Source organism: Leclercia adecarboxylata (assembly GCF_006171285.1).
In the GTDB taxonomy this organism is placed as follows: Bacteria; Pseudomonadota; Gammaproteobacteria; order Enterobacterales; family Enterobacteriaceae; genus Enterobacter; species Enterobacter barmai.
This window is the reverse complement of sequence record NZ_CP040895.1, coordinates 70,397-94,635: the sequence shown is the minus strand read 5'-3', so window position 1 is coordinate 94,635 and position 24,239 is coordinate 70,397. Positions and strand designations below refer to the sequence as shown.

Genomic DNA, 24,239 nt, shown 5'->3' with positions numbered 1-24,239 from the left:
GAGCCTTGCCTTTGTGGGTTAAAAATTACTCTCCACACTACCACAAAGTTCAAACAAGTAAATACATTTTTTACAGTTTCGTCTAAGGTGGGCCAATTCCCATAACAAGGTGGGCTAATTCCCATAGTAAGGTGGGGTGTTTCCCATAGATAGGTGGGCCAATTCCCATAACAAGGTGGGCGGATTCCCAGAGATAACACTTATTTATGATTTTAAATCAATGAGTTATATAGCTCTAAAAGACTTTAAAAAGATAAAAAATCTATAAAATACCTTTTAAAAATATGCCTGTGGATATGTGCATATCATCGCTTACCAGCGCCGCTTCGCGGCTCGGTCAACCCCTCAGAACCGCGAAAACAAGTTTCGCAGTTCTTCACGGTTCATGTTTTAATCCAAGCATGGCGCCAGCACCTTCGCGGCACCATCGAGGCCCGCGCTGCTGCCGCACCGGGCCTCACCCTCAAATAAAATAAAGTTTATAAAAATCGTACTTGTATTGACCCCAGTTTATTCTGAGTATATCCTTTCTGTAACCAAAACTACGGAGGCGCCACAGATGGCTCAGAAAAACAGAATTTCAGAAACAGAATGGAAACAGCTGCTGCCGCAAATGGCTTCCTTTGCACACATCACAACAGATATTGGCTATTCCGTGCTTGTCAAAGGTGAGAAATCATCAGACGTAGCCACGCGAGTAGGCCGTTCCAAGCAAAACATTTCCAGCACCGTTAAGCGAATCTGGGATTTGTACCAGAACACCACTCTTAAAGCCGAGAACGGCGAACCATTAAAATTAGTTCAGGTCTGGATACCAGCAAGCCTTGCTGAAACTGTTTTAAAAGAAGCCGCGAAGTACAGCATTAATAACATCACGACCTCGGAAATGGAAAAAAAATAAAGTCCGAAAGGACTTTATTTTAAGACTACTAACGCGGCTTTATTACAGTGCTCGCCACCACAGTAAACCACTATCCCCGGTTTACCCCAGAGATTGATATGACACACCGGGCAGCTGTACTTTTCCCGGTTTGTTTTGTTCACCGGCGCTTCAGGCGGCGGGGTTACAAATCGCATGGCCTCTATGATCTCGTCGTCGAGTTCAACCGGGTCGCGCCCTTCCTCCACCTCCTGTTCGTGTTCGCTATCATCTTCCTCGTCGTCAATATAGCCTTTTCCTGTAGGGCTTAGCACAGCGCCAGGCTTAGGCTGGTAAGGCGGAAACCTGTCCATCCAGGAAAGCCGGAAATGGCCTGTCAGCAGTTCATCACAGGCCATATCGAAAGGGCCACCGGCAATAATATAATGGGTCATGCTCTGGCCCACTTTCCTGCCTCCCGGTTCGCCGGTATCAGAAGGCATTAGTCCTACCCGTTCCATCCGGGCCGCCCACTGTTTGTTGTGATAGCCACGGCGGCCAGGCTCGCCAAAATGGAATTGCCACTGATGAACCATCTCATGCACCAGTGTTGAAAGCGTGGCCTTTATGGTTCTGATCGAGAAATACACCGGATTCATAGCGATCTCGTCTACCGTGTACCCACTCTCACGGCCGACGAAACGCTTAAAGGAACAATAGCCATACGTTCGCTTCTCACGCTGCAACGTTATCAGGCATGGCGGCAGCTCGTTGCTGAATAGCTTCTCATTAAAAAAATCGTAGGCTCTCTGAAGTTCATCGTAGGTTTCGGGCGTAGGCAAATTCACTGTTAACCTCACATATATGTATTGTGCAATACACATAATTTAGCTGATCTTTTATACAGATGAAACGCCTTTTACCGAAAACCGCGAAACCGCGCCGAAACTCGTTTCGGCCGGTTGAGGGGTTGACCGGCCCGCGTGCGGCGCCGGTAATTATTTGATGGTTGCTGTTGGTATCGAGCGCCAGTCTGTCGTGTAATCAGGTGACAACATCTGACGGCGCATGGCAAAGGAGTTATCGATGCCCTGGCCTGCAAAAAACAGCTGGCTCTTGCCACGCCGGTTTATGCCATCGAGAACAGCCATTAACGCCTCGCTGCCAGCTGAAGGCGTAGCAGAGTCGAATAAATCCAGCTGGGCCTCCTTTCCGCTGAAATCGGCCAGCATGATCCCTGCTTTTGCATACGCAATATCTTCCCGCCAGATCCGCGCCAGCGCGGCTTGTGCCGCCTGAATTATCGTGCGGCTGTCCTGGGTTGCCACCGTCAGTTTTTCGGTTGCCTGATTGGCATACTGTGTATCACGCACTGAATAAGGACTGGTGCGGATAAAGACGCTTATGACGCGGCAGTATTGCCGCTCATTACGCAGTTTTTCAGCTGCGCGCGCTGCAAATCCGGTGATCGCCTGCTGCATATCCGCCAGGGCTACTACGCGTTGGCCGAATGAGCGCGATACAACAATCTGCTGCTTCGCCGGAGGGTTTTCTTCCAGGCTGAAGCAAGCCTCGCCGCGTAGCTCCCGTACCGTTCTTTCAAGCACAACACCAAACGTCTTACGGATTAGGCGCGTATCTGCCCTGGCTAAATCCAGCACCGTTTTGATCCCCATTGTGGCGAGTGCTTTCTCTGTACGATGGCCGACGCCCCAGACTTCCGCAACCGGCAGGATGCTCATTAATTTCTTCAGTCTGGCGCCATCGTCCAGAGCAACCACCCCGCCAGTAGCGGGCCATGTTTTTGCAGCGTGGTTACACAGCTTCGCCAGCGTCTTAGTACGGGCAATACCGACCCCGCATACCAGCGTTGTGTGTCGCCTGACTTCCTCGCGCAGTTGGCGCCCGAAAGCGTCAAGGCTCATGGCGGCCGTTATCCCTTTGCAGTCAACAAAAAGCTCGTCGATTGAATACTGTTCGACGTGGCTTGCAAGGGACTCAACTACGGCCGCGAACCGGGCCGACATGGAGGCATAGAGAGTGTAATTAGAGCTAAAAATAGCGATGTTATGACGCTCGATTATGGGTCTGACTTTGAAGTACGGATCGCCCATTTTCAGGCCCGCTTTCTTCGCCAGGTAATTACGGGCCACAATGTTGCCGTCATTGTTGGATAAAACGGCCACTGCTCGGTTTGCCAGATCTGGCCTAAATGCCTGCTCACAGCTGGCGTACATGCCATTGACATCAATCAGCGCAAACATACCGGATGCTCGATAAGGGAATGCGTAACCACTCCCCAGATTTCAACGCTCTCATTATCCGGGTCAATGTAGTACACAGGAAAATCTTTGTTCATCGGCATCAGGCAGGGTCTGGGCCTCAGCAGTAGCCGCTTCACGGTAAATTCATTATGGATGCAGGCGACTACGATTGAGCCGTGGCTGGCCGTCAGCGAGCGATCCACAACCAGTACGTCACCATCATGGATGCGGCCATCTTCCATTGACGAGCCAGAAACCCGCAGGAAGTAAGTTGCTGAAGGGTGACGAACACAATACTCATGCAGGTTTAACTCCTGCTTTTCATAGCCCTGGGCCGGGCTGGGGAACCCCGCAGAAATTCTTTGCAGATAAAAAGGGATGCTGTGTACCCGGCTGGCGCCGGAGCTTTCAAAAATATCGACCTTCATAGCGATCTTCCAAATCACTGTTTACTTATACAGTATCGCTGTTATGGTCAGGTTGGCAAGTTTTACAGGTACTCTACTATATGTAGTGCTGCTTCAGCTGCCAACGAACGCTATATATAGTGTTTGTTGGCTTTCTGCTTTCTCAGTGTCCCCTGTAACCGGCCGCGTGGCGGCGGGCTAGCAGGGAGGGGGGTGGCCTGTCGCTCCGGTCAGTCCCGCAGTTTCCGGCGATTTGCCCCCGGTGTCCGGTGGAGTCCGGCGAGGTCGCCTTCCATGCTCTGACGGGCATAAAATTAGGTAAATATAATCCGTACTTGTATTGACTTTAACGCCCCATTGTACGATAATTAAAAAGTGGCAGGTGATGTGCCTGCCGCTTAACCATCGCCGGTATCGGCTTAAAGAGGAAGTATCATGGAAACTATCGAAATCACCGCCCGCTACATTTCTGAAAACGCCCGCATGAACTTCATGCCTGCGGCATTTCGTGGCGCTTTCTTCAGCGCAGATCACTTCATTCAGTCCTTTCTGAATCGTTACGCTAAAGACTACCAGGGAGGGTATTGGGAATACCTTCAGGCCAGCAATGGCGCGTTTTTTATGGAAGCGCCCCAACCTCTTTGGCTCTCGTTACCTAACTATTTTGAAGGTGAATGCAGCGCGCGCGAAGTAGGGATTATTGTTTGTCTGTATGCCTACAGTTACTTTTGCGGGCTGGCATATGAAGAAGGCAAAGCCGAACTGAACGAAACGATGGCTAACCGGTATCACCTGTTGCGGGAGTACGTTAATACGCTGGAGAACGAAAGCCAGAATCGTATTTATCGTGCCATTGATTAACTGATAACCAGGCGGGCAAAGCCCGCCTTATCGTGACTGTCACGCTCAGGGGAAACTATGTTAGCGACACTTCAACACCCTACCGCCTGGCAATTGCCAGATCGGTTAATGCTTTTGGAACTGTTAATGTTCGATTACCGTAATTCCGATCAGGAGCGCTACGGCCAGCAAATCTATCACCACTATCGTAAACAGGGTAATCATCGCTGGGATACTTCTGTTCATCAGGATAGCGGCGGCCAATACGCGATTATTTTCCGGCACTCCTTCAGCAAAAAACAGGCTGATGGCGTTAAGCGAACGATGATCCGCGATGAAACCGTTATACGGGCAGGTACGGCGCAGGAGCTGACAGAAGCGACATTTCCCGACTTCCAGGATAGCGATATTCTGAAGGCGTCGGATTTCTTTAAGTCGCTTATCCAGCGCAAAGCGGCAGACGTAACACAAACCGATATTTGAGGATCAGCGATGCTGAACAAAACCGAAAACAACACCAACATTAGTAGTATCAACCCCTGTTCTACAGAGAGCCTAATAGCCGTGACGGGAAATGATGGAGAGACGCATATCATTCAGCGTGAGTTAATATCCCACTCTGTTGAAGGGCATGAAGCCACAATCATTCACCTTGTAACCGGGAAGTCGATAAGGGTTTCTTTGTCATCTGAAATTCTGGCAAAAAAACTAGGCATTACCGTGTCTGAATAACGGGTTTTGTTGCTTTGTTATAAGGTTTTATCCGTGTGTGGCAGAGTTCTAAAAAGGGAAACGTGAGAGATTATGAATACGATTAGCATAACGGAAATCGTGTTGAGTGTGCTTCTTGCGGGCGCTTTGGGGCCGGTTTTATTACGTCGAAAAAAAGGTCTGCTGTTACTGTTGTTGATTCTGGTCTGCACGATACTTTTGCTTCATGGTGTCACTACGATTTACTGATGTGGTCGAAAATCTTTAAAAGCGAACCCCCGGACGTCACCCCTCCGGGGCCGTTCTGCTGTGCTGCGCATCGAGCCGCTACGCGTCTCGCCCCGCTCACGCGGGCAGCTGCCACTGACGCCTCCGGCCTGCGGCCTCCGCGCTCCGCTTGGCAACCCCTTCCCCTGCTGCCGCTCATTTCCCCTTCAGCCTCCTATCATGATTCGTCTCCTGCATTATCCGTGGATTGTGCAGCTCAGTGGGGCGCTGGCCGTGACGGTGCGGTGTCCCCCGTAACCGGCCGCGCGGCGGCCGCTAACTCGCAGTACGGCGCCGCGACCCGCAGGCGGGCCGCCGTACCCGCGCGCAGGCGCGCGGCGCCCACTGCGCACCCCCGTGGGGGACGTGCGGCAGCTGCGTGGCGGCGGGCTGGGTTATGGCTTAGCAGGAAGGGGGGTTGGCCTGTTGCTCCGGTCAGTCCCGCAGTTTCCGGCGATTTGCGGCCGGTGTCCGGTGGAGTCCGGCGCGGTCGCCTTCCATGCCCTGACGGGCATAAAAACATGTAAATAAATTCCGTACTTGTATTGACTTTAAAGGCGTAATCACCGATAATTAAATCATCGGGAGGCAACACCGCCACCCGAAAAATTGCCGGTATCGGCGCTTACAGGAGTCGTCATGCACTTTACTAACTTCCTTCAGCGTTACTTCGATATAGAGATTGAACATACCTTTGACCCTACCATTCAGGGCAGCAACGAAACGGGTAAAGACGTCACTAAAATCTGGATCTATGAGAAGGGCGAGGATAGCGAACCGCTGCTTACTCTGACAGAAGCATGGTGGTATACCGAGACAAAAACGGCTGGTAACTGGCTTATCGGCAACGTGTATTCAACGCTTGAGCATGGGCGTGAAATTCATGAAAGCGAATTTCGTAAACTGGTAACAGCTGGCAAGGTGATATCAGCATGAGTAAGGGGAATAAAATGCTTATTAATCGGATAGCGGTTATCGGGCTTGCAGTTGTCGCAGCCGCTACGCAGGCAGGTGTGCCGCCGGTTAAGTTTTTTTACCGGGATACAGTCCCGGTAAGCATTACGCTGGACGAACCCGCAACGGGTTGCAGCATGGCCGGTGTGATTGTTCATCCAGTGGATCGGCCAGCGGCAAAAGTGGCGTGGTTTAGCGAGCGGATTTGCGGTAAAAAACGTTACCCGGTTAGCTTTATCAGTGATGAAATTAGCGCCCCGCATAACGTGATCCATAAAGGGGAAAAGTTTCACGTTACCCCGGCTCAGGTCAATCTCCTGGACGCGCAAAACCTCTAATTAAATCATCGGGTGGCAATACCGCCGCCCGAACAATCGCCGGTATCGGCAACCATCAAGGAGTTCACATGTATCACTATCTCGTTTTTGTCCCTCTCGCATTAATTTTTAGCGCCGCTGCGCTTGCCCTGCCCTGGTTTATCGTTCGTGCGGGATACAGGGATCTGGTGCAGATCACCTGCGCCTGCGTCTCTGTTCTGGGCCTGTGTGCGGCGACAGGGGTTTTCAGCTACTTCGATAATAAGCCGCTTGCGTTTCTGTACGGTTGCGGCGCGCTGGCGTGCTTTTTGTACGCGGTAGACTGCGCGATACCGTTGTATATGACGCGTAAAAAGCCACGTAAGCAGCTGTAAGAAAAAAGGCGGGTAATCCCCGCCTTTTTTATTGAGGCTGTCAGAAAGCGATTCAGGCACTCTATGAACGCTTTGCAAGATATAAAATTTTGTATGCACATTCAGTACTTATATTGACTTTGAGGACATAATCACCGATAATTAAATCATCGGGAGGCAACACCGTCGCCCGCAAAATTGCCGGTATCGGCGCGCAAAGGAGTACATCATGGATTACCAGACCCGCTTAAATTCTGATATAACCAAAGAGATTGATTATCTGGCATCACTGCGTAAACAACGCATGGTGGCGGATCTGCGCACAGAGCTGGTTTACGGCTCCCTGGAGCGTCTGGCAGATATGATCTGCAACACCGTCACTGACTGGTCGCTTCCCTGCCCTGTTCTGCCGCTTTCTTCCGTACAGCAATGGCACAAAGCCCGCGAAATCGTCCTGGCAGATTATGAGGACTTCGGCCACGATGCCTGGGACTTTGCCCGCCACTATATGAAAACAGAGCTTAGCTTCGGTTATGCCTGCTACAAAGACGATATTGCCTGATGATTAACAACATGGGGGGCTAACGCCCCCCTGATAAACTGACCCTTTTAATGGCCTTACCGCCGATTTCAGATGGAACGAGAGATAAACAGCGGCAGACTCCGGGCGTTACCCCTTCGGGGCCGCTCTGCTGTGCTGCGCATCGAGCCGGTTCCCGTCTCGCCCCGCTTACGCGGGCAGCGGCCGCTAACGCCTCCGGCCTTCGGCCTCCGCGCTCCGCTTGGCCTCCGGGCTTCGCCCTCCGCGCTGGCGCTTGGCGGCTGGCGTCAGCCGCCAGCCAGGTTCGCCGGTATCTCAGCTGCCCGGTCATAAAGCCGTTCCGTTGGCGTGGGTCGTTCCGCCTATGACCGCAGTGAAACCGGGCGCGGCAGGTTGTCAACAGACGCTTCGCTCAAGCTGTTGACAACCTGCCTTATTCGCCCGGTTACAGTGCGGCCGTCGGAAACGACACCCCGCCAACTTCTCTACAGGTGCTATATGACCTCTACCATCCTCGAAAACCTACCGCAAATCATCACCTCGCTGGCCGCTCTGATTACGGCCGTAACCGGCCTAATCAAAGTGCTACGCGACAAAGACAAGTAACAGCCATCGGGGCGGCTGTGCCGCCCCTTTGCAGCTGCTTGCCGGTGATCTCTCCAGTTTATGTTCTGACATTGTGCTAAATCCTGATGCCACACAGGGCGTTACCCCTTCGGGGCCGCTCTGCTGTGCTGCGCATCGAGCCGGTTCCCGTCTCGCCCCGCTTACGCGGGCAGCGGCCGCTAACGCCTCCGGCCTTCGGCCTCCGCGCTCCGCTTGGCAGGCCACACCCTGCGCCGGATTCGCCCGGCCGCAAGCGGCCGCCCTGCCCTCGGGTGCCAACGCCCTTCAGGCGTCGGCATCCTTTGCCAGTGCGCTATTGTGTTATCCGTGGATTGTGCAGCTCAGCGGGGCGCTGGCCGTGACGGTGCGGTGTCCCCGTAACCGGCCGCGCGGCGGCCGCTAACTCGCAGTACGGCGCCGCGACCCGCAGGCGGGCCGCCGTACCCGCGCGCAGGCGCGCGGCGCCCACTGCGCACCCCCGTGGGGACGTGCGGCAGCTGCGTGGCGGCGGGCTGGGTTATGGCTTAGCAGGAAGGGGGGTTGGCCTGTTGCTCCGGTCAGTCCCGCAGTTTCCGGCGATTTGCGGCCGGTGTCCGGTGGAGTCCGGCGCGGTCGCCTTCCATGCCCTGACGGGCATAAAAACATGTAAATAAATTCCGTACTTGTATTGACTTTAAAGGCGTAATCACCGATAATTAAATCATCGGGAGGCAATACCGCCGCCCGAAAAATTGCCGGTATCGGCGCTTTAAGGAGTACACCATGACTGATATTACGACCCCTTCTGTTTATGTTGGCACTTACCATAAATACAACTGCGGAAGCATTGCGGGAGCCTGGCTCGATCTGACCGATTTTGATAGCTCAGAGGAGTTTTACGAGCGCTGCCGCGAGTTACACGCAAATGAGGCTGATCCAGAATTTATGTTCCAGGATTGGGAGGGTATTCCGTCTGATATGGCGTCAGAGTGCCATATCAACTGGGATTTTATTAACGGCTTTAAACAAGCCCGCGAGGAAGGAAACGAAGCGGCGTTTGTGGCCTTTGTTGATCTGTTTAATAGCACTGATTTCGACCTGTTTAGAGATGCCTATATGGGCGAAGCTAAGGACGAAGAAACTTTTGCAGAGGAATACCTGAATGATAGCGGTCTACTGAATGAAATTCCTGAATCCGTAGCCCGATATTTTGACATCGTAGCCTATGCGCGGGATCTGTTTATTGGGGATTTCAGTTTACATGACGGACACGTATTTAACATGACTTGCTGAAACCTAGTCCCCCGCCACGCGGGGGATATTAAACACCGCTCTAATTAATCGCCGGTATCGGCAAACAGCCATCTGGGCGGCTGCGCCGCCCCTTTGCTGCTGCTTGCCGGTGATCTCTCCAGCTCATGTTCTGCCATTGCGCTAAATCCTGATGCCACACAGGGCGTTACCCCTTCGGGGCCGCTCTGCTGTGCTGCGCATCGAGCCGGTTCCCGTCTCGCCCCGCCCCTTCGGGGTGCCAACGCCCTTCAGGCGTCGGCATCCTTTGCCAGTGCGCTATTGTGTTATCCGTGGATTGTGCAGCTCAGCGGGGCGCTGGCCGTGACGGTGCGGTGTCCCCCGTAACCGGCCGCGCGGCGGCCGCTAACTCGCAGTACGGCGCCGCGACCCGCAGGCGGGCCGCTGTACCCGCGCGCAGGCGCGCGGCGCCCACTGCGCACCCCCGTGGGGACGTGCGGCAGCTGCGTGGCGGCGGGCTGGGTTATGGCTTAGCAGGAAGGGGGGTTGGCCTGTTGCTCCGGTCAGTCCCGCAGTTTCCGGCGATTTGCGGCCGGTGTCCGGTGGAGTCCGGCGCGGTCGCCTTCCATGCCCTGACGGGCATAAAAACATGTAAATAAATTCCGTACTTGTATTGACTTTAAAGGCGTAATCACCGATAATTAAATCATCGGGAGGCAATACCGCCACCCGAAAAATTGCCGGTATCGGATCACTAAGGAGTAAGCATGACCACTGTTACCACCCCTTCCCAGCTGAAAAAAGAAGTCGAATCTCAGAAAGAATTATTGCTGCGCGCCTGCCTCGAAGCGTTCAACCAGCTGCCTAATCAGCGCCTGCAAGGCGCTTTCACATCGACGTATGCACTGGCGGCAAAATTAGACCAGCTGCTGCAACAAACTAAATAGCACTGACGACCCGGCCAAGCCGGGTCTTTAACAGAAAGATCGAGGACAAACGACATGACCACACAAACCCTTGAGCAGACTCTTGAAGATTTTCGTCGCCAGTGTGAGAGTTTTGCGCGCGAACAGCAGCCCCGCTGCGGCCTGATTTATGAACTGTATCAGCGCCGCCTGAGCGCGGTTATTGACGGCTATCTTGCTGGCGTTCCGGCCGAGTATCGGGAAGAACTGATCGCGGTAGCGCGGCGTGAATTTGACTATCTGACCCAAGACGAGATCGCGGAAGAAATCCGGCAGGATCGGGAAAACGATTATTGCAGCCACGGTATTGAGCGTAATTGTTGCCCGCTGGGCTGCGGAGATCTAGACGATTACTGAGCCGCCGAAAGAAAAAAACCCGGATTGACCGGGCTTTTTTCTTTCCGCTGCGCGGCCGTTTCAGTTATTACTCCGCGCTGCTTTTGGCAATTTCTGTATAGCACAATACACTACACATTAAGCTCGTTTGCTTCGACGGCTAGCCAGCAGTTAAAGGTTTCGCTCTGCCGTTCGCCGCCGCAACCTCCCTCCGCTTTCAGCTTTCCGCAAGCCTGGCATTTCCCCAGCTGCGCCTTTTGCTCCTGCCACTGTTGCCAGTTTCGGATCAGCAGCAGTTGGAAAAACTCATTCGTGGAATAGGCTGTTCGTCCTGGACGACGAACCCGGCAAAGCTCCTGTAACATTGCTTCTTCCTGTTTTGTTAGCGTGACTGTCACGCTAGCGCCTTCCTCTTTGAGTCGCGCGCGGCGCCGGGCCTGGCGAATACGGGCTTGTTCACGCTGTCGGTCATTCATATTTTTCCTCCACGTGACTGTCACGTTGAATTAAACCGGGCATTACCCCTGCGGGGCCGTTCTGCCGTGCTGCGCATCGAGCCGCTACGCGTCTCGCCCCTTCGGGCGGCGGCCACTAATGCCTCCGGCCTGCGGCCTCCGCGCTTCGCTTGAAAAAAAACCGGGACATGCCCGGTTTACATTATCTCAGTAGAATTATGGCTATCGCGGCACCCACGGCGGCGCCCACAATAGTGCAGCCAGCTGTAATAAAAAGGATCTGACGGGTTAACGTCTCAGCTCTGGACGCCTGCGCGCGGCGGAACTTCGTCAGAAATTCCTCACGCGCCTTAGCATCATCACTAATTGCCAGGCTAATTGAACGCTGGTTTTCTACTAAAGTCCGTTTAAGAGAGTCTGCCGTCTCTCCTAAACTTTCGGTGTCTTTTGCCAGCTTTTCCGAAAGCGCAGAAAGTATCTCAGTCATTTCTTTCTGACTTGCGGTGATTTCCTTCGCGTCACCTAAAAACCAATCCATCAGAACTTCAAATTTATCTGGCTGCTTTTCCATTTTATTCTCCCATTAAAGCCGCATATGCTTTATCGAGATTAGCTTTAACAGGAATTGCCTGTTTCATGTAGGTATAACGGCGGGCCAGTTTTTTGCGCTCGTCAGCATCCGTTGTTTGTTTAGCGCGGGCTTTAAATTCTTCTGGATCTTCAGCGGTCAATGCTTCGAATGAGATACGGTGATACGCGAGATATTCGAAAACTTCACTGTTATAAATAACAGATTTCTTGCTGATTTTGCCAACTTTCGTTCGTTTGACAAATTCAAATACCGGCGCCAGTACATCCTCTACTTCACTATCTGGACTAATGCGGTTTGGAACAAAGATGATTTTATCGCTGCTTACACCTGCCTTACTTAACGTATGTGCTGTTTTCAGGCTTTCATCAATGGCCTTATTATCAGGCGTAACCGGGATTACATACTTATCAAATTCATTCGCGCCACTGTCAAAGCGGGACATTGCCATCAGGAACGCTTCTACGTTTGACGCACCAATATCAATAATCCCGGCATCTTCAAAAACAATATCTTCAATCAACCGTGAAAAGTCATCACCTTTAAAAATGGAAACATTCTCAATCCCCAGATCGGAAGCAGACTGGTTGATAGTTTCAACCGCATAGAATTTTGCTCCAGTCAGACGCGGGGCTAACAGGTAGGATGAAATTAAGGTTTTACCAACGCTGCCACTGTAATTAATTACCGCTACTTTCATAAATCACCTCAGAATTTTTTATTGAACATCTTAGGGTCGAAATCTTCACTGATTTTATTGAAGAACTCTTTATCAATAATGCCGGGACTTTCTTTTTTTTCACTTCCTTGCGGTTCAGGCTCAGGCGGCGTTTGTGTATTGTGCAATACACTTTCCTCTGCACCTTTCTCGCTACCTCCTTTTTGTGTATTGTGCAATACACTATCATCATTGTTCGGCATCCTTTCATGTGTATTGTGCATTCCATTTTTCCGGATTTGCCGCGCTCTATATAGGGACGTATCAAAGCTACGAACGTTCACACCTTCCAGGCCGAAGCGTTCAGAAACTGCCTTATAAATTTCCTCCCTGGAAACTCCCAGTGACAGCATTTCTTCTATTTCCGGCAACATCAACTGAAGTGCCGCCCTGATACTTTTGGGCTTCATAGTACCCTCATTTAGAATGATGTAATTTTGATGTAATTTTGATGTACTTTTGATGTACTTTTGTTGTACTGGCTACCTCATGACCAAAGAATGATGTAATTTTGTTGTACTGTCAACCTTCAAGTGATGTAATTTTGATGTAATTTTGATGTACTTTTGTTGTACTGGTATTCATGCAAGCATGAATACGGAATATTGAACGCTTTTTAGCCAGTTAGTCCTTAACCTACGTAGATCGCCCCTACCAAAAAAGATGATTTTTTATCCCTTAACCTGCTATACACCTAACGCAGCGCGATAAATCACGCTATCATACTGATTTAAAAGATAAAAAAATAAATAGCAACAATATTCGGTAATAATTAGGTATTAAAAACACCCAATAACTCATTGTTTTATAATGAGTTTGCTTTATTACTTTGGTAATACTAAGATTTCAGCTTGTTAGATCCCAATTTTTTGTTTAAAAAATGCACAATGTGAGGACTGAATGCCAATAATAACCGCAAAAGTATCAGATGAACTTTTGGCCTATATAGACCTGGTTTCAGGAGGTAATCGGTCAGATTATCTGCGGCGCTGCATTGAAGCTGGCCCAGGTGATCGGGAGTCCGGGTTGAAAATAGTTGCCGACCGGCTGAGCGACGTAAATCGCAAACTGGATTATCTTTTTGACCGTGCTTCAGATGCGGATTTTGGCCCACTGCGCGATGAGCTGAAGGCAATAACCGAAACGCTATCTGGCGTAAAATTCCCACCGGCAGGACAGATGATGTTGCATGAATCACTCGCTATTGAAACGCTAATCCTCCTGCGCTCGATAGCAGAACCGGGCAAAACCAAAGCGGCAAAAGCAGAGGTTGAACGTAACGGCTACAAAGTCTGGGAACCAAAAAAGGAGCGCTGAAATGGACGATAGAGAAAGAGGCTTAGCATTTTTATTTGCAATTACTTTGCCTCCAGTGATGGTATGGTTTCTAGTTGCAAAATTTACCTACGGTATTGATCCATCCACGGCTAAATACCTGATTCCGTATCTGGTTAAGAATACTTTTTCGCTATGGCCTTTATGGTCAGCTTTAATTGCTGGCTGGTTTATTGGTGTTGGCGGTCTGATCGCTTTTATCATTTATGATAAATCACGCGTGTTTAAAGGCGAAAGATTCAAAAAGATTTATCGTGGTACAGAGCTTGTTCGCGCCAGAACACTCGCTGATAAAACACGCGAAAGAGGTGTCAACCAGTTAACCGTGGCTAATATCCCCATACCTACATACGCTGAGAACTTGCATTTTTCGATTGCCGGTACAACCGGTACTGGTAAAACCACAATTTTCAATGAACTGTTATTTAAGAGCATCATTAGAGGCGGCAAAAATATTGCTTTAGATCCAAATGGGGGCTTCTTAAAGAATTTCTATCGTCCCGGCGATGTTATTTTAAACGCCTATGATAAACGCACTGAAGGCTGGGTGTTTTTCAATGAAATTCGCCGTTCATATGATTACGAGCGCTTAGTGAACTCTATTGTTCAGGAAAGCCCTGATATGGCTACTGAAGAATGGTTCGGCTATGGCCGTCTTATTTTTAGTGAAGTTTCGAAAAAACTTCACAGCCTATATAGCACAGTAACTATGGAAGAAGTTATTCACTGGGCCTGTAACGTTGACCAGAAAAAATTAAAAGAATTTTTAATGGGGACGCCTGCCGAAGCTATTTTTTCCGGGTCTGAAAAAGCAGTTGGAAGCGCGCGATTTGTTCTCAGTAAGAATCTTGCCCCACATTTGAAAATGCCGGAAGGTAATTTTTCCCTGCGTGACTGGCTTGATGATGGAAAGCCGGGAACCCTGTTTATCACCTGGCAGGAAGAAATGAAAAGGTCACTTAATCCGCTAATTTCCTGCTGGCTGGATTCGATTTTTTCTATCGTGCTGGGTATGGGTGAAAAAGAAAGCCGCATTAATGTATTTATTGACGAGCTGGAATCACTCCAGTTTCTGCCAAACCTCAACGATGCACTGACCAAAGGGCGTAAAAGCGGTCTGTGTGTTTATGCTGGCTATCAAACCTATTCTCAGCTGGTTAAGGTTTATGGTCGGGATATGGCTCAGACAATTCTGGCTAACATGCGTTCTAACATCGTGCTGGGCGGCAGCCGTCTCGGTGATGAAACGTTGGATCAAATGTCGCGCTCACTCGGTGAGATAGAAGGCGAAGTTGAGCGTAAAGAATCCGATCCTCAGAAGCCCTGGATTGTCCGTAAACGCCGCGACGTTAAAGTTGTTCGTGCCGTAACGCCTACCGAAATATCAATGTTGCCAAACCTCACCGGCTATCTGGCGTTGCCTGGTGATATGCCCGTCGCTAAGTTCAAGGCTAAACACGTTAAATACCATCGCAAAAACCCTGTTCCTGGCATTGAACTGAGGGAGATCTGATGCTTGATATAACCACGATTACCCGCCAGAACGTCACTAGCGTTGTGGGCTACTACTCTGATGCAAAGGATGATTACTACAGTAAGGATTCATCATTCACGTCCTGGCAGGGAACCGGAGCTGAAGCCCTCGGCTTATCCGGGGACGTTGAATCAGCCCGGTTTAAAGAGCTGCTTGTCGGAGAGATAGATACCTTCACGCATATGCAGCGACACGTGGGTGATGCCAAAAAAGAGCGTCTGGGCTACGACCTGACGTTTTCAGCGCCTAAAGGGGTATCCATGCAGGCGCTGATACACGGCGATAAAACCATTATCGAGGCTCATGAAAAAGCTGTTGCCGCTGCTGTGCGTGAAGCTGAAAAACTCGCGCAGGCCCGGACGACTCGCCAGGGGAAATCAGTAACCCAGAATACCAATAACCTTGTCGTCGCTACTTTTCGCCACGAAACGTCCAGGGCGCTAGATCCTGATTTGCACACCCACGCTTTTGTCATGAACATGACCCAGCGCGAGGACGGCCAGTGGCGCGCGCTCAAAAATGATGAGCTGATGCGTAACAAAATGCACCTGGGCGATGTTTACAAACAGGAGCTGGCGCTGGAGTTGACCAAAGCCGGTTATGAGCTGCGTTACAACAGCAAAAATAACACGTTCGATATGGCCCATTTTTCAGACGAACAGATTCGCGCTTTTTCCCGCCGGTCGGAGCAAATTGAAAAGGGACTCGCTGCAATGGGCCTGACGCGGGAAACCGCCGATGCTCAGACGAAAAGCCGCGTCTCGATGGCGACGCGTGAAAAGAAAACAGAGCATTCCCGTGAAGAAATTCACCAGGAATGGGCCAGCCGCGCCAAAACGCTAGGCATTGATTTTGATAACCGTGAATGGCAGGGACACGGTAAACCTCTGGAGGCTGATATTGCGCGCAACATGGCCCCGGATTTTACCAGCCCTGAGGTTAAAGCTGACCGGGCTATCCAGTTTGCAGTTAAGTCGCTGTCAGAGCGCGATGCCAGCTTTGAACGCCAGAAGCTGATTCAGATCGCTAATAAGCAGGTGCTGGGCCATGCCACAATGGCCGATGTTGAAAAAGCGTACCTGAAGGCGGTACAGAAGGGCGCCATCATCGAGGGCGAAGCCCGGTATCAATCAACGCTGAAGGTCGGTGCTTCAGTTATGGCCGAAACTCTGACGCGCAAAGAGTGGATCGACTCGCTGACGAATAGCGGGATGCGTGCGGATAAAGCCCGTTTTGCGGTAGATGATGGTATTAAAAACGGCAGGCTTAAAAAGACCAGCCACCGCGTCACTACCGTGGAGGGTATTCGCCTTGAGCGTTCCATTCTGACTATCGAATCACGCGGCCGGGGGCAGATGCCGCGACAGCTGACCGCAGAGATTGCAGGCCAGCTGCTCGCCGGGAAAACCCTCAAGAATGAGCAGATGCGCGCAGTTACAGAAATTGTGACGAGCAAAGATCGTTTTGTGGCCGCACATGGTTACGCCGGTACCGGTAAAAGCTATATGACGATGGCCGCTAAAGAGCTGCTGGAGTCACAAGGGCTGAAGGTCACGGCGCTGGCCCCCTATGGGACACAGAAAAAAGCGCTTGAAGATGATGGATTACCGGCCCGCACCGTTGCCGCCTTCCTCAAAGCGAAGGATAAAAAGCTGGATGAAAAATCAGTCGTATTCATTGATGAAGCCGGGGTTATACCCGCCCGGCAGATGAAACAGCTGATGGAGGTGATCGAGAAGCATAACGCTCGCGCGGTATTCCTGGGGGATACGTCACAGACGAAAGCGGTAGAAGCCGGTAAGCCTTTTGAGCAGCTGATTAAAGCAGGTATGCAGACCAGCTACATGAAAGACATTCAGCGACAGAAGAATGAAGTTTTGCTTGAGGCGGTTAAGTATGCCGCTGAAGGTAATGCCGCGCGCGCCCTGAAAAATATCACCGGCGTGAACGAACTGAAGGAAGAAGCGCCCCGACTCGCTCAACTTGCCGATCGCTACCTGTCTCTGTCCTCAGAACAACAGGATGCCACCCTGATAATCTCTGGTACGAACGCCTCACGCAAAACCCTCAATGACTACATCCGGGGCAATCTGGGGCTTGCCGGAACCGGCGAAACGTTCACGCTACTTGACCGCGTGGATTCGACACAGGCGGAACGCCGCGACAGCCGTTATTTCAGTAAAGGGCAAATCATTATCCCCGAACAGGATTACAAAAATGGTATGAAGCGGGGCGAGTCTTACCAGGTTCTTGATACCGGGCCGGGCAACAAATTGACGGTTGAAAGCAGCAGCGGTGAGCAGATCGCTTTCAGCCCGCGTACACACACCAAGCTGTCTGTATACCAGGCAGTCAGCGCCGAACTGGCGCCGGGCGATAAGGTCATGGTAACGCGTAACGATAAAACGCTGGACGTTGCCAACGGCGACCGCTTCACGGTGAAAACCGTGGAGGGTGAAAAACTGACGCTTGAGGACAAAAAAGGGCGCACGGTTGAGCTGGACAAAAAACAGGCTTCTTATCTTTCCTATGCTTATGCAACCACCGTCCACAAATCCCAGGGGCTTACCTGTGATCGCGTGTTGTTCAACATAGATACCAAATCGCTTACCACTTCTAAGGACGTTTTTTATGTTGGTATTTCGCGTGCGCGTCATGAGGTGGAAATTTTTACCGACGATAAAAAATCTTTGGCATCGAGCGTGAGCCGCGACAGCCCGAAAACCACGGCCGCAGAAATTGACCGTTTCTTTGGGCTTGAGGCCAGGTTTAAGGATATTGGCCGCGATACCAGTTTAGAAACCCGATCAGCTGAAAAAGGTCTGCCAGAAGCCACGGGGGAAAGCATGGCGTTTAACCAGAAACCCGATGAACATAACATGACAACCGGCACTGATTATCAGCCGGTGAGCAACGCAGAGGACGCCTTTCATCTTAAGCAGAACCCTATGGATGATTCCGTTGGCCTGCGGCGTCATGAAGCACAGCAAAATGATGCAGAACTGGCCCATGATTATGCTGCTGCCGACGATCAGCAGTGGAGCGCGCAGGAGTATGCCGATTACGAGCATTATGCCGAAGCATCAGACTACGACTTTGACAGCAGCATTTACGACGATTACGCCATGCCGCAGACGTCTCAGGCGGAACAGAGCCATACCGGAAAAGAACACACCCATGAGCATGAGCATGAAGAAGGGGGCCATGAAATCTGATGGAGCAGACCGACAAGCGCAAGCAGGATAAACTGAAGTTCGACCGGGTAATTAATCTGGCGCGCAGACTGCCGCAACCGGCGATCCATGACTTACTACGCGCGCTGATACTGCCAATTCAGGCCGATTACTTGCTGGCCGTTGGCACGGAGGGCCAGGACGCGCGCCCGGACATGAACGAGCGCGAGTTCTTCTTCACAAAAATCATCTGGGCGATGGATTACACGCACATGAAATCACTCAGGCTTGCAGCTGAAGATTTTCCCCTGGCGCTTGCGACGGCCAAGATCCTGCCGTGGCCGTGGGGTGAATCAAGCTACCGGAGTGCTTTAGCCGATATAGGGGTTCGAGGTTCAATCGTGTAAAAAACCACGTTAAGGCAATAATTCATTGTTTGAATTGAAATTTAATGGCCTCAACTCTCCCTTCAGAATATTTTCCGGCAGCGTGAACGTATAATGTCCCAGCATGTTGATATGACCGTACATCAGTGGCGACAGGCGTGAGATATGCTCGTCTTCCGGGATCTCACCAGCGCTGCGCAAATGTGATAGCGCTTCCTGCATATAAAGCGTGTTCGGAGAGCATAAAAAATATTGGGGCAGCGTGAGCTATGCTGCCATCGCTGGTCCCTTCCCGTCACTTTGAAAACCCGGATACCAGCAGACAAATTTATCCTGCAGTTCGTTATTCAAAACGGCGGTCCGGGTCTGTAACAAATAATGAGCCCCTTTTCTGCTCCACTGCATCTGCTGCTTTTTGGCCATTCGTCTGGCGATCACTTCATTGATCGTGGATTCCACAAACGCGGTTGATACCGGCTCTCCGTACCGACGCATTTCGCCGTAGTTTGGGATCATCATCTTATTATTCCGGATGTAGGTATACATTTCATCCAGATGTTTTTGCAGGGATTTCAGGCTAGGATAGCTGAGTTCAGGGTCATCGCAATACATAACGCAATTATCAATATGTTCCAGCGCAGCGACAACATTGCCATGCCAGAGATATCGTTTAATGCTTTCCAGCAGTGCCAGAACTTTACTCCCCGCCTCTGGATCTGATACCAGCAGTCCCCGGGCATATTGCATGAGCACCGTCAGCCTCATGGTGATATGAAACCAGTCCAGCACATGCGTTGACTCAGGGTACATACCGAACTGGAGGTCCCTGAGATTATCCGCGCCGTCGGACAGAAAAAATATCTGCTGGTTGGCCTGCATTCCCTGCGCTGAAAGGTGGGTCATGAGCCTGCGTTCCGGATGACAGTCATCCTTCTGAACAAAACCGAAGCGGCGGGTGTCAGCAGGCGCACCAACGGAAAAAGACTTCCCGGCAATAATTTCAAAATTACGCTTTTTGTCATCCCGATCGCGAACATAACCACCATCTATACCCACCACAAGCGGTTTTCCTGGCCTGGGCAGGTTCCCCCAGTCGCGGGGGCAGCCGGAAAGAAAACCTGAATGAGCTTCAGCCTCAGCGTCAAGACGCTGCGCCACCTGGCATAAATGATTCCTCACCGTTGAGGCATTCAGGCTGTGGCCCACCGGCAGAATATCTTTCAGCAGACGAGTCGTCATTTCATAGGAGATCATCGAGGCCCAGCGGGTTTCAATATATTTCAGTGCCGGGTGAGAATAATCGCCGGCCCAGTCGCTGAGCAAACTGACTGTCTTTGTATCACTCTCTTCACAACGGCACCGGTACACCCGAAGCCCGGATACCGGAATAACGCCAAACAGCGTCCGGTACCGTATTTTCTGTTTGCCTTTGATTCTGCGCGCAGCAAGGCAGTGAGGGCACCGGATATGGTGTTGAGTATATTCGTCTGCCTGCAGCTGGACCACCGACTGCTGGACCGTATTCAGCAACAGCTTGGATTCTGACACCGATAATCCGATGTCGTTCCGGGTCTCCCCTGATTTCTGGATTGTCATCAGTTCCTCCGTTCGACTGGAGCCTGATTCATCGGTGATGACTATCTGGAGCGTCAGTTGCATCATTGCCTCCTGCTGTGGTGGATGACTATCTCCCGGCTACTGGTTGTTCATCTGGTGACGAAGCTTATAATATGTGGAAACGCCAAGGCCCGCATGGTCGCAGGCGATCCTGAGCCTGACCCCTCTGCTTCTGAGTGCGTCAATTTCCTGGATCTTTTTAATATCGGCGCCGGGGCGCCCTGTTTTTTCACCCCGTGCTTTTTTCGCGGCGATGCCGTCGGCCTGCCTTTCCTTCAGTAAGGCTCGTTCAAACTGGCTGAATGCCGACATCATGTGCAGCTGCAGTTCCTGCATCGGATTGTTTGTGCCGGCGCTGAACGTCAGCTGCTCTTTCAGAAAAATAAGGGTAACGCCCTGGTCACGAAGCCGGGTGGTGACAGCGCACATATCCGACATATTCCGGCAAAGGCGATCGATGGAATGAACCAGAAGCGTATCACCAGGGCGTAATTGCCCCAGGAGTTCCTGTAACCCCGGGCGGTTTGTGTCCTTCGCGCTGGCATGCTCAACACAAATTTTATCAGGCTGAAAACCCGCCTTTGACAATGCCTCTTCCTGACGGGCCGTATTCTGATCGGCCGAGCTTACCCTGATGTAGGCATATTGCACGCAAAACCTCCGGAAGGTCTTTAAACATCATAGAGATTTAAAGAATAATCCATAAACACTGATTTAGGGAGGTTTATAGACATTTTTTCGGGGATCTGAGAGGCATGCTGAAAACGTATACCTTTATAGACATCAGTCAGCGACGACGGCCCAGCCAGATAACTTCAGGCTCCAGTACCGGAGATGCAAGGTCGAGCCTGCTCAGTTGCCGGTTGATTTTGTGGCGGTTGAACCTGACAGCATCCAGGTCGTCAGCAAAAGGGCGGATCTCGCCGACCGTTGTTTCATCATCCGCATTAACGATAGCTTCAAGAAACGCCAGGGTTTTATCGAACTCATCCGCAGCTGTGGCTCCGGGCATACCATGGCCGCTTATACAAAACGGCGCTTTCAGCGTAGAGTTTTCATAAATGGCCTCAACACGAATGTCATGAAGCCAGTGCTCAAAGAAATTGTATTCATAGGTAAAGCGATCGCCAGCATCAAAAGCAAAATCATCAATCACGACCCGGAACGGATTATCGACAAAACCGATGCCTCCTTCGTAGGAGATACCGTAATCTTTGCCATAAATGTGAAATTGATGGAGATGGTCGTCCCCCCAGCCCTGCACTATCTGGAAAATGAAGTGAAGCGCGGCCAGTGACGTGTCGGCAGCAATTCTCAGCCGACGCCAGACCATCGGACTGACTCCATGAACTGCTATTTTGATGACGTAGATCTTCATAGTCAGCAGGTATTGTTATGAAATGATGGTGGTTATTTTAACCCCTGTAGATGGCATCATTCGATGGCTGCCCCGAGGTTTTTCATGCTCTCCGATCTGGATGATGCAATAAATTTGAGCGTGAAGCCCCCGGCGACTGCAGGCCAGCGCCAGTTCATATTCATTCAGCGCCAGAAACTCCAGCCGCTGTGCATCATCGAAATCAGGTAGACCATAGAGCGCTTCCTGCTCGGCGTCCGAAAGAATACTGAGGAGCTTATTTTTAGTAGGCATCTCTGATCCTTATGCCTATTTAAACGCGCTTGTCACATTATCATTAACATAGAACCTTTACGTGTCATAATTTAAATTACGGGTAATGTGACTACCGTTGACAGATTATGGTACCCAAATCAGAATGTCACATAATCGAACGTATATGTGACAGAGGAAATATGTTCATCGGATATATTCGGATGTCAAAAGCGGATGGTTCGCAGACGAATGATTTACAACGTGATGCACTGATCGCCGCAGGTGTTGATGCCGCACATTTTTATGAGGACCGGGCATCGGGCAAACGAGAAGAGCGTCCTGGACTTACAGCCTGTCTGAAAGCACTACGACCCGGAGACACGCTGGTCGTATGGAAGCTGGACCGCCTCGGTCGTGATCTTCGTCATCTCATTAATACAGTGCACGACCTGACCGCGAGGGGGACCGGTCTGAAAGTGCTGACCGGTCACGGGGCGACTATCGACACAACAACGGCCGCTGGCAAGCTTGTCTTCGGTATCTTTGCCGCACTGGCGGAGTTTGAGCGCGAACTGATTGCTGAAAGAACGACTGCAGGTCTGGCATCAGCAAGAGCCCGTGGGCGGAACGGCGGCCGACCTTATAAAATGACGCCAGTCAAACTGCGACTGGCAATGGCATCAATGGGACAATCAGAAACAAAGGTCAGTACGCTATGCCAGGAACTTGGGATAACCCGGCAAACTTTGTACAGGCATATTTCCCCTGTTGGTCAACTGCGGGCGGACGGGATCAAGCTGTTCAACCGTGGATAATTTGAACGGACGGAAAAATCTGGGGTTCCGGCGTAGTACCCCTATCACCTCCACATTTTTGCAACAGTGCCTTATAAATGGCAGCCTTATGTTTACTTGCCAAGATGGGCTACCATATGATGTTTTATACTGAGCAATATTAATATTATCTTTAATGGAAAAATTAAGCCCACTAAGTGACCCACTGCTATATGGCTCTATTGTGAAGACGCCTGAGGGTAAAAATTTATACATGGTTGTCCCTATGTCTATTATTGCAAGGTTGACAATATTATTCGTTTTATAAATTTGAGCGTTTAAAATCACACATCAAAGCAATTAGTCAGGATAAACAACAATACCCAGTGCTTCGAGAATCAGTTCTTGCTGCCAGGCTGCAATTTTGATACCTGATGTATCGACTTTGCGGGGATCTAAACCGTCGAGTTCGGCGTGGCATAAATTGGCACCCTGTAGGCTAAATTGCCCCCAGACATCTTCGGAAAAAACACCTCGACTTAAGTCTGACTCTTTCAGTGATGCACCCGCTAGGTTCGTTCCTATCCAGCGATTTTCAAACAACTCACATTTTTCTAAACAAACCCTCTCCATATTGGCATAGGAAAGATTACATCCAGAAATAAATGCTGAGCAAAAGTACATACGATTACTCACTTGATGGGCAAAGTTTGTTCGGGAAAAGTTGGCACCTTTTAAATCACACGCACGGAACTCTATACCGTAGCAATTGGCATTACTGAAGTTTGCCATCGCAAGTTGGCATTGTTGGAAACTTGCATCACGAAGATCTGCGACATCAAAGTGGCAGCCTTCGATATCACCCTGTTCAATGAACTTGCAGTTGACGAATGTCGTATCACGCAAGTTAGCACGTCGAAAGTCGCTGCGAATGAATGTGCAAGCGGTGAAGGTGAGATCACTTAAGTCTTTATGTGAAAAGTTGTGGTGCCGATATGTATGATTGTAGGTTTCCATGAGTACTCCTTGTTGAAAGGAGGGCTAGACTACCATTATACATATGCCAAGACATTAAAATAAAAGCCTGTTACATCAACACATTACAACCCCTCAATTTACCTGTTTTAAGTGGTCAAATTGGCGCGTAGAGCGCCTATCGCTCTTGCATTGGCACGCGGCCCTGTTGAAAAAAGTTATTCGCTTTAGATAGGGTTAGGAGAGCCGTGCTTCGCCGGTAAAAAATCGGACTATCCGACGCAGGGCGGACTCATCGGCGGAGAAGCAAACTTTGACTATATCTCCCTACACTTGGAAGAGGGCTAGACTGGCCCCATAGATCACCAGACACTTCGACTCTCTTAAAATAAGAGGTAGTCTTGGAACTATGTTTAATACCA

At 50.6% G+C, this 24,239-nt stretch carries 27 protein-coding genes and 2 pseudogenes; 16 read left to right on the top strand and 13 right to left on the bottom strand.

Annotated features, from left to right (window positions below):
* The first annotated feature begins 559 nt into the window (after positions 1-559).
* Entirely contained in the window at positions 560-901 is a 342-nt protein-coding gene (ardK, locus tag FHN83_RS28070) for an antirestriction protein ArdAB regulator ArdK (RefSeq protein ID WP_000057569.1), read from the top strand.
* Positions 902-915: 14 nt separating this feature from the next.
* Here the strand turns inward: ardK and FHN83_RS28065 are convergent, their stop codons facing one another.
* The 3 genes from FHN83_RS28065 to mucA all read right to left on the bottom strand — a co-directional run bounded on the left by FHN83_RS28065 (position 916) and on the right by mucA (position 3,551).
* Positions 916-1,707, bottom strand: coding sequence for a SprT-like domain-containing protein (locus FHN83_RS28065; RefSeq protein ID WP_001452808.1), 792 nt, complete (start codon positions 1,705-1,707; stop codon positions 916-918).
* 150 nt (positions 1,708-1,857) lie between these two features.
* On the bottom strand, positions 1,858-3,123 hold the full coding sequence (mucB, locus tag FHN83_RS28060) for a translesion error-prone DNA polymerase V subunit MucB (protein ID WP_001749980.1): 1,266 nt from the start codon (positions 3,121-3,123) through the stop codon (positions 1,858-1,860).
* Positions 3,111-3,551, bottom strand: coding sequence for a translesion error-prone DNA polymerase V autoproteolytic subunit MucA (mucA, locus tag FHN83_RS28055; protein ID WP_000861760.1), 441 nt, complete (start codon positions 3,549-3,551; stop codon positions 3,111-3,113). Before mucA ends, mucB begins: the two co-directional genes overlap by 13 nt.
* A gap of 414 nt (positions 3,552-3,965) precedes the next feature.
* Here mucA and ardB point away from each other — a divergent pair, with 414 nt between their 5' ends.
* The 10 genes from ardB to ccgAII all read left to right on the top strand — a co-directional run bounded on the left by ardB (position 3,966) and on the right by ccgAII (position 10,671).
* On the top strand, positions 3,966-4,391 hold the full coding sequence (ardB, locus tag FHN83_RS28045) for an antirestriction protein ArdB (RefSeq protein ID WP_000447669.1): 426 nt from the start codon (positions 3,966-3,968) through the stop codon (positions 4,389-4,391).
* Positions 4,392-4,448: 57 nt separating this feature from the next.
* Complete coding sequence (gene ardR / locus FHN83_RS28040; RefSeq protein WP_000881513.1) at positions 4,449-4,853, top strand: antirestriction protein ArdAB regulator ArdR; 405 nt, start codon at positions 4,449-4,451, stop codon at positions 4,851-4,853.
* Positions 4,854-4,862: 9 nt separating this feature from the next.
* Complete coding sequence (locus FHN83_RS28035) at positions 4,863-5,102, top strand: hypothetical protein (RefSeq protein ID WP_000932975.1); 240 nt, start codon at positions 4,863-4,865, stop codon at positions 5,100-5,102.
* A gap of 885 nt (positions 5,103-5,987) precedes the next feature.
* Positions 5,988-6,284 (top strand): protein CcgD, encoded by a 297-nt coding sequence (gene ccgD / locus FHN83_RS28030; RefSeq protein WP_000545925.1) that lies wholly within the window; start codon positions 5,988-5,990, stop codon positions 6,282-6,284.
* A 14-nt stretch (positions 6,285-6,298) separates the two neighbouring features.
* Positions 6,299-6,640, top strand: a complete 342-nt coding sequence (locus tag FHN83_RS28025; RefSeq protein ID WP_015344948.1) for a hypothetical protein — start codon at positions 6,299-6,301, stop codon at positions 6,638-6,640.
* Positions 6,641-6,708: 68 nt separating this feature from the next.
* Complete coding sequence (gene ccgC / locus FHN83_RS28020) at positions 6,709-6,993, top strand: protein CcgC (RefSeq protein WP_001750002.1); 285 nt, start codon at positions 6,709-6,711, stop codon at positions 6,991-6,993.
* A gap of 208 nt (positions 6,994-7,201) precedes the next feature.
* Positions 7,202-7,534, top strand: a complete 333-nt coding sequence (locus tag FHN83_RS28015; protein WP_012561126.1) for a hypothetical protein — start codon at positions 7,202-7,204, stop codon at positions 7,532-7,534.
* Positions 7,535-8,881: 1,347 nt separating this feature from the next.
* Complete coding sequence (locus FHN83_RS28010) at positions 8,882-9,391, top strand: antirestriction protein ArdA (protein WP_000129958.1); 510 nt, start codon at positions 8,882-8,884, stop codon at positions 9,389-9,391.
* A 725-nt stretch (positions 9,392-10,116) separates the two neighbouring features.
* Positions 10,117-10,296 (top strand): protein CcgAI, encoded by a 180-nt coding sequence (gene ccgAI / locus FHN83_RS28005; protein ID WP_000214483.1) that lies wholly within the window; start codon positions 10,117-10,119, stop codon positions 10,294-10,296.
* Between the two features lie 54 nt (positions 10,297-10,350).
* On the top strand, positions 10,351-10,671 hold the full coding sequence (gene ccgAII, locus FHN83_RS28000; protein ID WP_001749971.1) for a protein CcgAII: 321 nt from the start codon (positions 10,351-10,353) through the stop codon (positions 10,669-10,671).
* Between the two features lie 110 nt (positions 10,672-10,781).
* On the opposite strand, the gene FHN83_RS27995 is transcribed toward ccgAII, so the two are convergent.
* The 4 genes from FHN83_RS27995 to stbA form a co-directional block, all read right to left on the bottom strand.
* Positions 10,782-11,126, bottom strand: coding sequence for a hypothetical protein (locus tag FHN83_RS27995; protein ID WP_000999874.1), 345 nt, complete (start codon positions 11,124-11,126; stop codon positions 10,782-10,784).
* Between the two features lie 181 nt (positions 11,127-11,307).
* Positions 11,308-11,676 (bottom strand): plasmid stabilization protein StbC, encoded by a 369-nt coding sequence (gene stbC / locus FHN83_RS27990; protein WP_000414913.1) that lies wholly within the window; start codon positions 11,674-11,676, stop codon positions 11,308-11,310.
* 1 nt (position 11,677) lies between these two features.
* Positions 11,678-12,394: a StbB family protein gene (gene stbB, locus FHN83_RS27985; RefSeq protein ID WP_001749973.1), complete on the bottom strand. Its 717-nt coding sequence runs from the start codon at positions 12,392-12,394 to the stop codon at positions 11,678-11,680.
* 8 nt (positions 12,395-12,402) lie between these two features.
* Positions 12,403-12,822, bottom strand: coding sequence for a plasmid stabilization protein StbA (stbA, locus tag FHN83_RS28800; protein ID WP_001749974.1), 420 nt, complete (start codon positions 12,820-12,822; stop codon positions 12,403-12,405).
* A gap of 490 nt (positions 12,823-13,312) precedes the next feature.
* On the opposite strand from stbA, the gene FHN83_RS27975 reads away from it, so the two are divergent.
* Genes FHN83_RS27975 through FHN83_RS27960 form a run of 4 tightly spaced genes read left to right on the top strand, consistent with a single transcriptional unit; the run spans position 13,313 to position 18,861 of the window.
* Complete coding sequence (locus tag FHN83_RS27975) at positions 13,313-13,729, top strand: hypothetical protein (RefSeq protein WP_001749975.1); 417 nt, start codon at positions 13,313-13,315, stop codon at positions 13,727-13,729.
* Position 13,730: 1 nt separating this feature from the next.
* Positions 13,731-15,260, top strand: coding sequence for a type IV secretion system DNA-binding domain-containing protein (locus FHN83_RS27970; RefSeq protein WP_000342688.1), 1,530 nt, complete (start codon positions 13,731-13,733; stop codon positions 15,258-15,260).
* Positions 15,260-18,496: a MobF family relaxase gene (mobF, locus tag FHN83_RS27965; protein WP_012561166.1), complete on the top strand. Its 3,237-nt coding sequence runs from the start codon at positions 15,260-15,262 to the stop codon at positions 18,494-18,496. Before FHN83_RS27970 ends, mobF begins: the two co-directional genes overlap by 1 nt.
* On the top strand, positions 18,496-18,861 hold the full coding sequence (locus FHN83_RS27960; protein WP_012561167.1) for a DUF6710 family protein: 366 nt from the start codon (positions 18,496-18,498) through the stop codon (positions 18,859-18,861). The genes mobF and FHN83_RS27960 overlap by 1 nt, the downstream gene beginning before the upstream one ends.
* A 9-nt stretch (positions 18,862-18,870) precedes the next feature.
* On the opposite strand, the pseudogene FHN83_RS27955 reads toward FHN83_RS27960, so the two are convergent.
* The 5 genes and pseudogenes from FHN83_RS27955 to FHN83_RS27935 form a co-directional block, all read right to left on the bottom strand.
* A pseudogene (locus tag FHN83_RS27955) lies at positions 18,871-19,074 on the bottom strand (Tn3 family transposase); the annotation flags it as partial.
* 33 nt (positions 19,075-19,107) lie between these two features.
* Complete coding sequence (locus FHN83_RS27950; protein WP_014839878.1) at positions 19,108-20,499, bottom strand: ISKra4-like element ISKpn19 family transposase; 1,392 nt, start codon at positions 20,497-20,499, stop codon at positions 19,108-19,110.
* Between the two features lie 36 nt (positions 20,500-20,535).
* The gene (locus FHN83_RS27945) at positions 20,536-21,108 is read right to left on the bottom strand and encodes a recombinase family protein (protein ID WP_001493762.1); all 573 of its coding nucleotides are present in this window, start codon (positions 21,106-21,108) and stop codon (positions 20,536-20,538) included.
* A gap of 136 nt (positions 21,109-21,244) precedes the next feature.
* Positions 21,245-21,835 carry a plasmid pRiA4b ORF-3 family protein gene (locus tag FHN83_RS27940; RefSeq protein ID WP_012477564.1) on the bottom strand — a complete coding sequence of 197 codons (591 nt, stop codon included), beginning with the start codon at positions 21,833-21,835 and terminating at the stop codon, positions 21,245-21,247.
* Between the two features lie 90 nt (positions 21,836-21,925).
* Positions 21,926-22,108, bottom strand: a pseudogene (locus FHN83_RS27935) (DUF4158 domain-containing protein); the annotation flags it as partial.
* Positions 22,109-22,269: 161 nt separating this feature from the next.
* On the opposite strand from FHN83_RS27935, the gene FHN83_RS27930 reads away from it, so the two are divergent.
* Positions 22,270-22,884, top strand: a complete 615-nt coding sequence (locus FHN83_RS27930) for a recombinase family protein (protein WP_014839983.1) — start codon at positions 22,270-22,272, stop codon at positions 22,882-22,884.
* A gap of 318 nt (positions 22,885-23,202) precedes the next feature.
* On the opposite strand, the gene FHN83_RS27925 is transcribed toward FHN83_RS27930, so the two are convergent.
* Complete coding sequence (locus FHN83_RS27925; protein WP_001516695.1) at positions 23,203-23,859, bottom strand: quinolone resistance pentapeptide repeat protein QnrS1; 657 nt, start codon at positions 23,857-23,859, stop codon at positions 23,203-23,205.
* Between the last annotated feature and the right edge of the window lie 380 nt (positions 23,860-24,239).

Excerpts from the sequence above, each read along its gene's own strand:
- ardK (WP_000057569.1), top strand. The coding sequence starts at position 560 with ATGGCTCAGAAAAACAGAATTTCAGAAACAGAATGGAAACAGCTGCTG.
- mucB (WP_001749980.1), bottom strand. The coding sequence starts at position 3,123 with ATGTTTGCGCTGATTGATGTCAATGGCATGTACGCCAGCTGTGAGCAG.
- mucA (WP_000861760.1), bottom strand. The coding sequence starts at position 3,551 with ATGAAGGTCGATATTTTTGAAAGCTCCGGCGCCAGCCGGGTACACAGC.
- ardB (WP_000447669.1), top strand. The coding sequence starts at position 3,966 with ATGGAAACTATCGAAATCACCGCCCGCTACATTTCTGAAAACGCCCGC.
- ardR (WP_000881513.1), top strand. The coding sequence starts at position 4,449 with ATGTTAGCGACACTTCAACACCCTACCGCCTGGCAATTGCCAGATCGG.
- FHN83_RS28035 (WP_000932975.1), top strand. The coding sequence starts at position 4,863 with ATGCTGAACAAAACCGAAAACAACACCAACATTAGTAGTATCAACCCC.
- ccgD (WP_000545925.1), top strand. The coding sequence starts at position 5,988 with ATGCACTTTACTAACTTCCTTCAGCGTTACTTCGATATAGAGATTGAA.
- FHN83_RS28025 (WP_015344948.1), top strand. The coding sequence starts at position 6,299 with ATGCTTATTAATCGGATAGCGGTTATCGGGCTTGCAGTTGTCGCAGCC.
- ccgC (WP_001750002.1), top strand. The coding sequence starts at position 6,709 with ATGTATCACTATCTCGTTTTTGTCCCTCTCGCATTAATTTTTAGCGCC.
- FHN83_RS28015 (WP_012561126.1), top strand. The coding sequence starts at position 7,202 with ATGGATTACCAGACCCGCTTAAATTCTGATATAACCAAAGAGATTGAT.
- FHN83_RS28010 (WP_000129958.1), top strand. The coding sequence starts at position 8,882 with ATGACTGATATTACGACCCCTTCTGTTTATGTTGGCACTTACCATAAA.
- ccgAI (WP_000214483.1), top strand. The coding sequence starts at position 10,117 with ATGACCACTGTTACCACCCCTTCCCAGCTGAAAAAAGAAGTCGAATCT.
- ccgAII (WP_001749971.1), top strand. The coding sequence starts at position 10,351 with ATGACCACACAAACCCTTGAGCAGACTCTTGAAGATTTTCGTCGCCAG.
- FHN83_RS27995 (WP_000999874.1), bottom strand. The coding sequence starts at position 11,126 with ATGAATGACCGACAGCGTGAACAAGCCCGTATTCGCCAGGCCCGGCGC.
- stbC (WP_000414913.1), bottom strand. The coding sequence starts at position 11,676 with ATGGAAAAGCAGCCAGATAAATTTGAAGTTCTGATGGATTGGTTTTTA.
- stbB (WP_001749973.1), bottom strand. The coding sequence starts at position 12,394 with ATGAAAGTAGCGGTAATTAATTACAGTGGCAGCGTTGGTAAAACCTTA.
- stbA (WP_001749974.1), bottom strand. The coding sequence starts at position 12,822 with ATGAAGCCCAAAAGTATCAGGGCGGCACTTCAGTTGATGTTGCCGGAA.
- FHN83_RS27975 (WP_001749975.1), top strand. The coding sequence starts at position 13,313 with ATGCCAATAATAACCGCAAAAGTATCAGATGAACTTTTGGCCTATATA.
- FHN83_RS27970 (WP_000342688.1), top strand. The coding sequence starts at position 13,731 with ATGGACGATAGAGAAAGAGGCTTAGCATTTTTATTTGCAATTACTTTG.
- mobF (WP_012561166.1), top strand. The coding sequence starts at position 15,260 with ATGCTTGATATAACCACGATTACCCGCCAGAACGTCACTAGCGTTGTG.
- FHN83_RS27960 (WP_012561167.1), top strand. The coding sequence starts at position 18,496 with ATGGAGCAGACCGACAAGCGCAAGCAGGATAAACTGAAGTTCGACCGG.
- FHN83_RS27950 (WP_014839878.1), bottom strand. The coding sequence starts at position 20,499 with ATGCAACTGACGCTCCAGATAGTCATCACCGATGAATCAGGCTCCAGT.
- FHN83_RS27940 (WP_012477564.1), bottom strand. The coding sequence starts at position 21,835 with ATGAAGATCTACGTCATCAAAATAGCAGTTCATGGAGTCAGTCCGATG.
- FHN83_RS27930 (WP_014839983.1), top strand. The coding sequence starts at position 22,270 with ATGTTCATCGGATATATTCGGATGTCAAAAGCGGATGGTTCGCAGACG.
- FHN83_RS27925 (WP_001516695.1), bottom strand. The coding sequence starts at position 23,859 with ATGGAAACCTACAATCATACATATCGGCACCACAACTTTTCACATAAA.